This window comes from Arthrobacter sp. WCS2018Hpa-7 (assembly GCF_031843805.1).
Classification (GTDB): domain Bacteria; phylum Actinomycetota; class Actinomycetes; order Actinomycetales; family Micrococcaceae; genus Arthrobacter.
In genome coordinates this window covers 151419-163334 of sequence record NZ_JAVTJB010000009.1, presented here as the reverse complement: position 1 = coordinate 163334, position 11916 = coordinate 151419, and the positions used below count along the sequence as shown (strand labels likewise).

Here is an 11916-nt window from a genome sequence, read left to right as displayed (position 1 = left end):
TGGGCAGGCCGCACATGACACACCCGAGATTTACACACGTTTTGGCCTATAACCCTTTCTTCATGGTTAGTAACAGGCGTTGTCGAAATATCAGACATTACTGGCCTTAAACACATTGACCCCGACTCGAAAGCCGGGGTCAATGTGTTTGTTGAATCTGCAACCAGCAGAATTCAACAGGTAAGGCTAGACGACGGTAACGCCGGTTGCCTGGGGGCCCTTGGCGCCCTGACCGATCTCGAACTGAACGCGCTGGTTCTCATCGAGGGTCTTGAAGCCACCGGTCTGGATCTCGGAGTAGTGAACAAAAACGTCCCCATCCGAGTCATCCGGGGTGATAAAGCCGAAGCCCTTTTCAGCGTTGAACCACTTGACGGTTCCCAGTGCCATGTATTTCTCCTCATTGTGGAACATCAGTCCGATACACCTCGTACCGGCTTTGTTACTCCGCGAGAAGACCTTGGATTCCGTCCGGGGATACCGGTTGGTTTCGCAGGAGCTTCACGCTCGCAACTCGTCTTGCGAGCATGAAAACCACCTACACAAAGACTGCTACAACACTTTCATGTGCCCTGCCGGAGGTCAACGGTCTTTTGGGCAATTCTGGAAAATTTTCGGTAAAAAGAAGGTAACGCGCGCATTCAATTTGCGCTGTGAAGCCACAGGCCGTTGCGCATCACGCTGGTGAGTTCAAGATCTTCGTTTGTCACAACGAGGTCCGCCCGCAGGCCACGGCGCAGTCCACCTATTTCGTCGGAAAGTCCAAGGACAGCTGCAGGAACCGTCGTGGCGGAACAAACGGCGTCGGAAAGTCCGACGCCGGCCGCTACGGTTTTGCGGACAACCTCCAGGAGGGTGGCGGTGCCGCCTGCAATTGACCCTGTGGCATCCAACGTGGCGACACCATCGCTGACGGTCACAGGAGAGGGACCCAGCATGTAGCTGCCGTCCGAAAGGCCGGCGGCGGCCATGGAGTCCGTCACCAAGACAATGTTGGCAGCTCCTACCAGTTGGAAGACCGTAGCTACCGTGCTGGGATCCAAATGAGTGCCGTCGGCGATGAGCTCCACCACGGCCTTTCCCTCCTGTGCCATCCGCAGGCAGGCAGCAACGGGGCCCGGCGCGCGGTGGTGCAGGGGAGGCATCCCATTGAAAAGGTGCGTCACAGTGGGAAGCGAGCTGACGCCGTCGAATCCTGCTGATTCCAGTCCTTCGCGGGCGGCGGCCAGCGACGCCGCCGCCGTGGCGTCGTCGCAATCCGTGTGGCCGAGGGAGGGAGTGACACCGTGGGAGGTCATCAGGTCCACCAGCGCGGCAGCGCCCGGGAGCTCGGGAGCATAGGTCATGGTGGCCAGCTTGCCGGCTGCAGCGCCGACGAGCTCCTCCATCAGTTCCAGGTCCGGTTCCAGCAAGTAGTCCGGGTTCTGGGCTCCGCAGCGGGCATGGGACAAGAACGGGCCTTCGAGGTGGATTCCGGCTACGAGGCCTTCGTCCGCCAGCTTTACATACAGCTGGATGCCACGGAGTAGGTCCTCCGGGGGAGCGGTCACCATGCTGGCCAGGAACGTTGTTGTTCCCGAACGGTGCAGGAAGTCGACGGCTTTGCGCGCCGATGCCTCTTCCCCGCCTGGGAAATCGCCGCCATTGCCACCGTGGCAGTGAACATCCACCAGTCCGGGAATCAGGTAGCTGCCGCTGGGGACTCCCAACCGGACAGCGCTCTGGAAACCTTCAAATGATTCCGGATCAAAGCCAGCAGCAGCTCCGGCATAGGCGATTCTGTCGCCTTCGATGGCAACAAGGCCGTCCTCCACCACCTCGCCGTCACTGACAATCGTGCCTTTGATGATCTGGTGGCTTGGCGCGGAAGAAGTGGGCAAACGATCTGCGGCAGTCATGCTTTCGATTCTAGTGGCCTGCGGCACATGAGCCCGGGGAAAAGTCAGAAGAGCCGGGACTCGCTGTCATCCACGCCGCGCATGGCGTCATAATCAAGCGTTACGCAGGCGATGCCGCGATCGTTGGCCAGGACCTTTGCCTGGGGCTTGATCTGTTGTGCGGCGAAGATGCCTCGAACTGGTGCCAGCAGGGGATCGCGGTTGAGCAGCTCAAGGTACCGCGTCAGCTGTTCGACGCCGTCAATGTCGCCGCGCCGCTTGAGTTCAACGGCCACTGTGGCGCCGTTTGCGTCCCGGGCCAGGATGTCCACCGGACCGATTGCTGTGAAGTACTCGCGCCGGATGAGGGAGTAGCCGGTTCCGAGGGTCTCGATCTGCTCCGCAAGGAGTCGTTGAAGGTCCGCTTCCACTCCGTCCTTGATCAGGCCGGGGTCGGTGCCGAGCTCGTGCGAGGTGTCGTGCAGTTGCTCGTAGATGTTGATGATCAGGCGGTCATCGGTCTTGGCAGACTGGACCGTCCACTGTTCCACCACACCTTCCTCCACGTCCGTCTCCTCCGGCGTGGTCACCCGGAGCGTGGCTGGCGGGCTCATCCAGTTCAGCGGCTTGTAGGAGCCGCCGTCAGAGTGCACCAACACGGAGCCATCGGCCTTGACCAGCAGCAGCCGGGTGGCGAGGGGGAGATGGGCCTTAAGGCGGCCAACATAATCAACAGAACAACGGGCTATGACGAGTCGCACCCGCCCCACATTACCGCCTCACCATCTACAACAGTGTGGCTGGGGCAGAATGGAAGCATGCCCCGCTCCAACCGCCCTCGTCGCAACGCGTCCAGCACACGCTCCGGCAATGCCGGTGGCAAATGGGCCGAGCCGGCACCTGAGCTTGACCTGGAAAGGGCGCGGGGCGGAATTGCCCGGCGGGAAAGCGCACCGGATGGTGACTGGATGGTCCGGACCATGACAGCCAAAAAAGCGGAAAAGGAATACATCTGCCCCGGCTGCTCCACCGCTATCGTCCCCGGCATCGCGCATCTGGTGGTGTGGTCCGACAGCCACCTGTTTGGACAAGCCGCAGGGTTGGCCGAACGCAGGCACTGGCACACCAACTGCTGGACGGGCAGGACGTACCGCTACCGCTGATTCGCTAGTCTTGGAACCATGACTTTCGACCCCGCCTCGTTCGTGTTTACCCCGCAGGCTGCCCCCTCGGAGATCCGCGCATCCACGGTCCTTCCCGCCCGCCGCGAGAATGTGGAGTTCACCACTGAAGACGGCAAGGTATTGCTGGGCGAGCTGGCGTTGCCGGAATCAGGGGAGGTCACCGCGACGTTGATCACCCTCCACCCGCTGCCCACCCACGGCGGCTTCATGGATTCCCACGTCTACCGGAAGGCCTCCTACAGGCTCCCGGCGCTGGCCGGCGTGGCTGTGCTCAGGTTCAACACGCGCGGCACGCAGTCGCCGCGCGGTACCAGCGATGGCCACTTCGAAGAAGGTATCGGGGAGCGCTTCGACGTGGAGGCGGCAGTGCGCTTTGCTGTCGAGCGGGGTTTGCCGAACCGCTGGCTCGTCGGCTGGTCTTTTGGCACCGAACTTGCCTTGATGTACGGAGCTGTGGAGCCGGTGGCCCCGGAGATCGAAGGTGCAGTGCTGCTGTCCCCGCCGTTGCACCGTGCCACGGATGTCCACCTCAAGGAGTGGGCCGCCTCCGGCAAGCCGCTCACGGTCCTGGTGCCGGAGCACGACGACTACCTGCAGCCTGCCGAAGCAGCCCAGCGGTTCGGCCTGGTGCCGCAGGCCCGGCTGGTCGGCGTCGACGGTGCCAAGCACCTGTGGGTGGGCGAGAAGTACGCGGCACGCGTCCTGAATGAAATCGTCGACGACGTCACTCCCGCAGGTGCCGGCGTCGACGGCCTGCCCCGCGAGTGGGCGGGGCCGGTGGCGAACGGATAGTCCAGCAGCGAAGAGTTGTTGTACAGATAATGCCCCTTAACGGCGAGGTTAAGGGGCATTATCTGTACAAAAACCCGGCAGGGGACGAGTCAGTGCCGGTCTTGGCGGATGATGAAAACTTCCTTGATCAGGAGCATGATGGCGGCCGCCGTCGGAATGGCAATCAGCGCGCCCAGGACGCCGAGCAGGCTGCCGCCGGCGATCACCGAGATCACAGCTACGGCTCCCGGGACAGCCACGGCGCGTTGCATGATGCGCGGAGAGATGAAGTACGCCTCGAACTGCAGGTAGGCGAAGTAGGCGATCGCGTAGACGACGGCGGTCTGCCAGCCGGCGGTGAGGGCCACCAGGATGACCACGACGGCGGCGATCATGCCGCCCACCAGCGGAATGAAGGCGAGCAGGGCCACCACAAAGGCCAGCAGGACACTGAAGGGGATGCCCAGGATGGTCATCACAATGAAAGCGAAGATCGCGTTCAGGAGAGCGACGCATGCCTGGCCGATCACGTAGTTGCCCACGGAATCGGTGATGGCTTCGGAGAGCGCCTCAACACGGGGGCGTCGGGACCGGGGAGCGAGGCGGTAGGCCCACTTCTTCATGGACGGCAGGGCGGCCAGGAAGTAGAGGCTCAGGACCAGCACGATCAGGGAGCCGAACAGACCGTTGGCAACCGTGGATCCAAAGCCGACCACGCCGCCGAAGATGCCGCCCATGGCCTCGGGATCCTTGACGAACTTATCCAGCTCGGTGGTGATCCGGTCACGGACGCCGAACTGGCTGTCGGCGTTGCGGAAGAAGTCCGAGTCGAGGAATCCGCGGATCCACTCGGGGGCCTGGCGAACGATTTCCGATACCTGTTCCACGATGGTCGGAATCAGGGTTGCAAAGAACCCTGCCACCGCCAGGACGAGGGCTGAAACGGAGATCAGGATGCCTGCCGGCCGGGGGACCTTGCGGGATTCCAGCCAGCGGACTACAGGGTCCAGGCCCAGGGCTATGAAGAGTGCAGCGACGATCCACAAGATGAGCTGGGTGGTGTTGCTGGCGATATAGAACACTGCCAGAGCGATACCGACGCCGGCGGTCCCCATGAAGCCCACGTAGAGAGGGTGCTGGGACGACATTCGCGGCCCCGGGGCGCCGAAGCCGTGATCGTCTTCGGGCCGGAGGCCGCCGAGGCCCTCGTCGGTGTCGTCTTCCGGGGGCATTTCGAAACGAACGCGGGTGCGGGCTCCGGGAATGGGCTGCCTCAACCGGCGACCGAGGGCGGCGAGTCGTCCGGTGCGGACCGGAACCGTTGCGGCGGTGCCGTCCGAGGAAGCATCCACCGCACTTGACCCGGGCTCATCGGTGGGACGGGGCTCCAAGTGGTCTTTCACGCGGTTTTGCTGCCTTTTCATTAGTGGTAAAGGGCTGATTCAGGCGCTAAAAGGCCCGGATATCATGATCATCGCCACACTATCAGGAGCTCGGAAAGCCGCGATGGCGGCGCGATGGCGGGGTTTTCCCGATGTTGGGGAGATCACCCCGATCTGACTCTCTGATAACAAAACGGTTACCCTTGAAGTTCAACGACCGCTGATGATAGGTGATCCTGTGCGTTTGAAGACTGCAGCCTTGCTGGTGCTGCTGGGCCTGCTGACGATGCTGGCCGGCATTGGCCAGATGACTTTCTGGGCCCCCTCCGAGACCGTAACCGCCTCGGTTCCCAACGATACCAAAGCTGCCCCGCTGACGGTGATCGACCAAAAGTTGATCGACCTCCACGATGGGCCAGTGAAGATCAAGATCCAGGGTGAAGGCAACTTCATGGTCGCCACCGGGCGCCCGGACGACGTCGAAGCCTGGGTGGGTAAGACCGCCCACACCACGCTGACCGGCGTGTCGGCAGACCAGAAGTCATTGGAAGCCTCCTCGGTGGACGGCGAAGCAACAGCTCCCTCCCCGGCGGGATCCGATCTCTGGGTCAGCACCGAGGACGCCAGCGGCGAGTTGGACTACACCTGGAACCCTCCTGCTGATGGTGAGTGGTCCCTTTTGGTAGCCGCGGACGGAACCCAGCCTGCGCCGTCGTCGATTTCCATGACTTTCCCGAACAACGCCACCACCCCCTGGGCCGTGCCGCTGATCGTTCTGGGCATCATCATCATCCTGGTGGGAGCGGCCCTGCCCTTCATCGCCAAAGCCCTGTCCAACCGCCGCAAGGACGGCCAGGACGACGAACCGCATGATGGCGGGGAAACCACCACGCTGCCCGTCCAGTCGACGTCAGGTGACGCCGGCCGTCGTCGTGGTCCGGAAACCGAAGGACCTGCGCTCCGGGTCACCGCCATTGCCGCTGCCTTGGCAGCTGTCATGGTAGGCGGCACGGCTGTCGCCGCCCAGGCAACCACCACGCCTGAGGCGACCCCCACCTCTTCTGCCGCAGCGCCCGCCGAGGGCGACGGCGGCACCCCCGTGCTGCTGGAATCCCAGCTGCAGCGGATCCTGGAACAGGTAGCCAGCACGGTTGATGCTGCTGACGCCGCCAAGGATGCAGCCAAGCTGGCTCCCCGCGTCGACAAGATGGAACTGCAGATCCGTACGCAGAACTACAAGATCCGCACCGCGGTATCGGCTTATGAAGCCCGTATGCCCGTCCGGGCCACGAAGCTCCAGAGCAGCGTCATCAGCACCAAGCGCGAGTGGCCCCGTACGGTCTTTGCCCTGACCCAGGGCGACGGCAACGTTGTGCCGCAGGTCCTGACGCTTGTTCAGCTCTCGCCGCGGGAAAACTACAAGCTTTGGGGCAGCGCGCCGCTGCAGCCCGGGACCAACTTCCCGTCGTTCCCCGTTCCCCGCGAAGGAACCGACCCTGTGCCCGCCGGCGACAACACAGGCTTGGCGTACAGCGGCAACGAGGCCTTGGGCATCCTGGCTGAAATGCTGACCACGCCTGACTCGCCGAACCGGAGCAAGCTGGCTGACGGCCAGGCGTCCCCGTACATCGCCGGTGCCCTGGCCTACCAGGCAGACACCGTGAAGAACGGGACCAGCGCCAACTTCAAATTTACCCATACACCCGCGACCAACCAGACCGTTGTGCTGCGCACCGCTGACGGTGGCGCGCTGGTGGTGGGACGACTGGACTTCAACTTCGAGGGCACGCCCAAGGCGGCAGGAGACAAACTCCTCCTTGAAGATGATTCCGCCGTCTTTGCCGGGGGCAAGGAGACCACTACCGGTATGGTGCTGAACTTCGCTGAGTCCGTGGCTGTGTACATTCCACCGGCAGGATCCGCCGATCCCATGAAGCTCGTCGCAGCTACGCGGGGCTTGGTAGGGGCCAGCTTCAAGTAGGCAATTCCGCTGCAGGGCAGCGGCTAGAGTGGATGGTATGAGTTCGCCCGGATACCGACCCACTCCAGCCGCTGCCAGCCAGCTCAACCTTCGCGGCGCCGTTGACCTCTCGTCACTGCGCCGCCCGGCCGCACCCCCCGCGCCGCCAGCCTCCCCTTCCGCGGACGGTGCTGCGCGCGACGGCGGAACCCCCAATGGTGATGAAACTAATGGTGGCACCGGCTCGGCACCCCTGAGGGTGGATGCCACAGAAACAAACTTCCAGGATCTGGTGCAGCTGTCTGCGCAGATTCCTGTTCTCTTCCTTCTCTGGTCGCGCTATGCACCGGAATCGCCCGCAGTCCTGGACGCCGCTGAGCGCGTGGTGGAAACTTACGCCGGCCGGCTGGTTCTCGCGGCTGCAGACGTCGACGCCTTCCCGCAACTGGCGCAGGCCTTCCAGGTGCAGGCTGTTCCCACCGCGGTAGCCGTGGTGAAGGGCCAGCCCGTTCCTCTTTTCCAAGGTCCTGCCGATGACGCGCAAATCAGGGACCTCGTGGAGGAACTCCTCAAAGTCGCTGCCGCCAACGGGGTGAGCGGAAGCATCCGTGACGCCGCCGCCCAGGGTGGGGAAGCCGAGCCTGAGCCCCTCCCGCCCCTGCATCAGGCCGCCATTGACGCGATCGAGGCCGGTGACTACGCCGGAGCTGCTGCGTCCTACAAGCAAGCGCTCTTGGAGCAGCCTGCAGACACTGACGCCAAAGCCGGACTGGCCCAGGTTGAACTGATGGCCCGGTTGGAGAACCTTTCTGCTCCCGAGGCAGAAAACCTCCGTGACCTTGCCGCCCGGGAACCCGACAACCTCGACGCCCAGTTTGGCGTCGCCGACCTTGACGTTTCCGGGGGGCACATCGAGGACGCCTTCAGCCGCATCATCACGTTCATCGGCAGGAATTTCGGTCCGGAACGCGAGACCGCGCGCGTGCGGCTCCTTGAACTCTTCGAGGTAGTCGGAACTTCGGACGAGAGGGTAGCCAAGGCCCGTCAAGGACTCGCGAGGGTTCTTTTCTAGTGCCGTCCGCGCTGTTCTCTCCGCTGCAGCTGCGTTCACTCACTATCCCGCACCGGGGGTGGGTCTCGCCCATGTGCCAGTACAGCTGCCATCCCGGGACCGGAGAAGGCGTCCCCAACGACTGGCATCTGATGCACCTCGGCTCCTTCGCCGCCGGTGGTGCCGCCTTGATCATGAGCGAGGCCGCAGCGGTCAACGCTGTGGGCAGGATCAGCCCGTTGGACGCCGGGTTGTACTCCGATGAGCAGGCCGCGGGCTGGGAACGCATTGTTGATTTCGTCCACCGGCATGGCGCCGTGGAGTGCAGGATCGGCGCGCAGTTGGCCCATGCAGGTCGCAAGGCTTCGACGTACTGGCCCTTCGCCGATCAGACAGGCTCCGTGCCATCGTCCGACGGCGGGTGGGTCACCGTTGGACCTGCCACCACACCGTTCGACGGCTACGCCGCGCCGGCGGCGATGAGCGAGGAGGACATCCTGGCTGTAGTGGACGACTTTGCCGCCGCGGCCTCGCGGGCTGTTGCTGCGGGTTTTGACACCGTGGAGATCCACGGCGCCCACGGCTATCTGTTGCACCAGTTCCAAAGTCCGCTCATCAATACCCGGACGGACAAGTGGGGCGGCAACGAGGAGGGGCGGAACAGACTCATGCTCAGCGTGGTGGACGCGGTCCGAAACGCCATCCCGGACTCCATGCCGCTCCTGTTGAGGATCTCCGCCACCGACTGGGCTGACGGGGGAGTGGACGCTGAGGCGTCAGTCCGCCTGGCCCGTGCTGCTGCCGGGCGCGGCGTCGACCTCGTGGACGTCTCTTCCGGTGGTGCTGTGGCGCACCAGAAAATCAGGGCCGTGCCTGGCTACCAGGCCGGGTTCGCCGAACAGATAAGGCGCGACGCCGGTGTCCCCACCGGGGCGGTAGGGCTTCTCACCAGTGCCGCCCAAGCCGAGGACATTGTTGCCAATGGCAGGGCAGATGCCGTGTTCATGGCACGTGCGGCCTTGCGCGATCCGCATTGGTGGCTGAGGGCCGCGTACGAACTCGGCCATGACATCCCCTGGGTTCCGCAGTACCAGCGGGCCGTCCCCCGCCACGGCTTCTAGAACCGGCTCCGGCTCCGGTGCGCGAGGTTAGGCTGGTCACATGACGGAACCACGCCATGAACCCACGCCCACGTCCGCGCCGCCACAGGATGCCGCGACTCCACAATTCCCCGCACCGCCTCAAGTCTCCGCACAGGCCCCGCCAACCCAGGACCCTGAATCACCGCCTGCGTCAGCGCCACTGGCTGCCTTGTCCATCCGTGGCCTGGCCAAGCGCTTCGGTGACAAGATCGCCGTGGATGGCGTCAGCCTGGAAGTACCTGCCGGATCCTTTTACGGGATGGTCGGCCCCAACGGTGCAGGCAAGACCACCACGTTGTCCATGGCCACAGGGCTGCTGAGGCCGGACTTTGGCACAGCCTTGATCCATGGAGTTGACGTATGGGCGCGTCCGTTGGAGGCCAAGAAGCTCATGGGTGTCCTGCCTGATGGCGTTCGCCTCTTTGACAGGCTGACGGGCGAGCAATTGGTGACCTACTCCGGACTCCTTCGCGGCATGGACCGCGACGTTGTCGGTGCACGTGTTCCTGAGTTGCTGGCTGCCCTTGACCTTGAAGCCGATGCCGGTTCGTTGGTGGTTGATTACTCCGCCGGCATGACAAAGAAGATCGCCCTGGCCTCCGCTCTCATCCATGCACCGCGACTCCTTGTCCTTGATGAGCCTTTTGAGTCGGTGGATCCTGTGTCGGCTGCCAACATCCGGGGCATCCTGGAGGGATACGTCGCCTCCGGAGGCACGGTCATTGTTTCCAGCCATGTCATGGACCTCGTGCAGCGCATGTGCAGCCACGTCGCAGTGGTGGCTGGTGGACGCCTTCTGGCAGCAGGCTCCGTGGACGAGGTCCGCGATGGCTCTACGTTGGAGGAACGCTTTGTCCAGCTGGTGGGCGGCGGACACCGAACGGAGGGGCTGGAATGGTTGCGCACCTTCTAAGCCTCAAGTGGCGCCTGCTCCTTAATGGGTTCAAGCGCAGTCCGTGGCAGCTGGTGGGCATGGCCCTGGGGCTCCTTTATGCATTGGGATTGCTGGTCCTCCTGGTTGGAGGCCTCATAGCACTGCGGTTGGCTGATCCGGAGATCGCCCACACTGTAGTGGTATTGGGTGGAGCGGCCACAGTCCTTGGGTGGGCCATCATCCCCCTCGTTGCCTCGGCCGCGGACATGACCCTGGACCCTGCGCGGTTCACCACGTTCGCCATACCTTCCAAGCAACTCCTGACGGGCCTGGCCCTCGCGGGTTTCATCGGCATTCCCGGCCTGGCTACGTTGATTGCCGCCCTGGGAACTGTTGGGACCTGGTGGCGCAGTGTTCCGGCCGTCACAGGTGCCGTGCTGGGGGCTGTCCTTGGTGCCCTGACGTGCATCGTGTTGTCCAAAGTAGTCACGACGGCGACAGCCGGCCTGGCGGCTTCGAGGCGTTTCAAGGACGTCAGCAGCATCGTTGTCTTCATCCCCTTGGTCCTGTTGGGTCCCATCATGATGGGCGTGGTGGACGGTGTCCGCGGCAGCGCCGACTACCTCCCGGTGCTCGCCCGAACGGTATCGTGGACGCCCTTGGGTGCGGCCTGGTCCCTTGGCGGTGACATCGATTCCGGTAATCTTGCTGCGGCCGGACTCAAGTTCCTGATCGCGGCGGCCACCATTGCCGCGCTCCTCTTCTGCTGGCATGTGCTCCTGAAGCGTGCGCTGGTGACGCCTGCGTACTCCGGAGGCACGGCCAGAAAGGGCGGAAAGCTTGGCTTGTTCGGGCTGCTCCCCGGTACGCCGGCCGGGGCCGTTGCTGCCAGGGCGCTGATCTACTGGTTGAAGGACCCGAGGTATGCGGCGTCATTGGTGATTGTTCCGATGTTCCCGGTGCTGTTCTACTTCAGCGGCTCACAGAGCGGCAGCTATGGCTTGCTCATGATTCTGGGTCCGCTGACCGCTTTCGTCATGGCGTGGTCCATCTGCGCCGATGTCTCTTATGACAACACTGCCTTTGCCCTTCATCTCGCGGCGGGCGTCAAGGGAGTGGATGACAGGCTTGGGCGGGCCTTGGCCTGCCTGGCCATATCGCTTCCGGTCGTGCTGCTCTTTACTGTGGGGCCCCTGTTCGTGACGGGCGACTGGCAGTGGCTGCCCAACCTCCTGGGGTTGTCCCTCGGAACGCTGTTCACCGGCCTGGGGCTTTCTTCAGTCATTTCTGCCCGGTACAACATTGCCGTCCCCTTGCCCGGCGACAGCCCGTTCAAGAAGCCCCCGGGAAACGTTGCCCAGACCCTGGCCGTCCAAGCGGTGGGGATGGGCCTCCTGGCTCTCCTGTTGGTTCCTGAACTTGCATTGGTGGCAGTCCAGGCTTTCACTGGTGGGCCGGAGGCTGGCTGGATCAACCTGGTGGCGGGCCCGGTACTGGGTGTCATCCTGTTCATCGTGGGCATCCGCCTCGGTGGAAAATGGTTGGACGCACGGGGGCCGGAAATGTTCGCCCAGCTCAGTGTGAACCGTTAGCCGCGTAACAACCGTGCCCGTAGGTGGGACATGGGATAACGTCTCTGTCAGATAGCTCGAAGACCCCAACCAAGAAAGGCCGT

11 protein-coding genes are annotated in these 11916 nt (G+C 63.5%); 7 read left to right on the top strand and 4 right to left on the bottom strand.

Going from position 1 to position 11916, the window contains the following annotated elements; genetic code table 11:
• Positions 1–186 precede the first annotated feature (186 nt).
• The 3 genes from RQH14_RS12310 to nucS all read right to left on the bottom strand — a co-directional run bounded on the left by RQH14_RS12310 (position 187) and on the right by nucS (position 2638).
• A complete protein-coding gene (locus RQH14_RS12310; protein WP_018776337.1) occupies positions 187–390 on the bottom strand; it encodes a cold-shock protein in 204 nt (67 codons plus the stop codon).
• 251 nt (positions 391–641) lie between these two features.
• Positions 642–1898 carry an N-acetylglucosamine-6-phosphate deacetylase gene (gene nagA / locus RQH14_RS12305; protein ID WP_311213501.1) on the bottom strand — a complete coding sequence of 419 codons (1257 nt, stop codon included), beginning with the start codon at positions 1896–1898 and terminating at the stop codon, positions 642–644.
• A gap of 44 nt (positions 1899–1942) precedes the next feature.
• A complete protein-coding gene (nucS, locus tag RQH14_RS12300) occupies positions 1943–2638 on the bottom strand; it encodes an endonuclease NucS (RefSeq protein WP_026540148.1) in 696 nt (231 codons plus the stop codon).
• Between the two features lie 57 nt (positions 2639–2695).
• Between nucS and RQH14_RS12295 the strand changes: the two genes are divergently transcribed.
• Entirely contained in the window at positions 2696–3040 is a 345-nt protein-coding gene (locus RQH14_RS12295) for an ATP/GTP-binding protein (RefSeq protein ID WP_311213500.1), read from the top strand.
• A gap of 18 nt (positions 3041–3058) precedes the next feature.
• Positions 3059–3853, top strand: a complete 795-nt coding sequence (locus RQH14_RS12290) for an alpha/beta fold hydrolase (protein WP_311213499.1) — start codon at positions 3059–3061, stop codon at positions 3851–3853.
• Positions 3854–3942: 89 nt separating this feature from the next.
• Here the strand turns inward: RQH14_RS12290 and RQH14_RS12285 are convergent, their stop codons facing one another.
• Positions 3943–5235: an AI-2E family transporter gene (locus RQH14_RS12285; RefSeq protein WP_311213498.1), complete on the bottom strand. Its 1293-nt coding sequence runs from the start codon at positions 5233–5235 to the stop codon at positions 3943–3945.
• Positions 5236–5437: 202 nt separating this feature from the next.
• Between RQH14_RS12285 and RQH14_RS12280 the strand changes: the two genes are divergently transcribed.
• From RQH14_RS12280 to RQH14_RS12260, 5 genes are read left to right on the top strand one after another with little or no spacing between them, the layout of a single operon-like run.
• Positions 5438–7195, top strand: a complete 1758-nt coding sequence (locus tag RQH14_RS12280) for a hypothetical protein (RefSeq protein ID WP_311213497.1) — start codon at positions 5438–5440, stop codon at positions 7193–7195.
• Between the two features lie 37 nt (positions 7196–7232).
• On the top strand, positions 7233–8246 hold the full coding sequence (locus RQH14_RS12275) for a tetratricopeptide repeat protein (protein ID WP_311213496.1): 1014 nt from the start codon (positions 7233–7235) through the stop codon (positions 8244–8246).
• Entirely contained in the window at positions 8246–9346 is a 1101-nt protein-coding gene (locus tag RQH14_RS12270) for an NADH:flavin oxidoreductase/NADH oxidase (RefSeq protein WP_311213495.1), read from the top strand. Before RQH14_RS12275 ends, RQH14_RS12270 begins: the two co-directional genes overlap by 1 nt.
• 40 nt (positions 9347–9386) lie before the next feature.
• Complete coding sequence (locus RQH14_RS12265) at positions 9387–10280, top strand: ATP-binding cassette domain-containing protein (RefSeq protein ID WP_311213494.1); 894 nt, start codon at positions 9387–9389, stop codon at positions 10278–10280.
• Positions 10262–11833 carry a transporter gene (locus RQH14_RS12260; RefSeq protein ID WP_311213493.1) on the top strand — a complete coding sequence of 524 codons (1572 nt, stop codon included), beginning with the start codon at positions 10262–10264 and terminating at the stop codon, positions 11831–11833. The genes RQH14_RS12265 and RQH14_RS12260 overlap by 19 nt, the downstream gene beginning before the upstream one ends.
• Positions 11834–11916 lie beyond the last annotated feature (83 nt).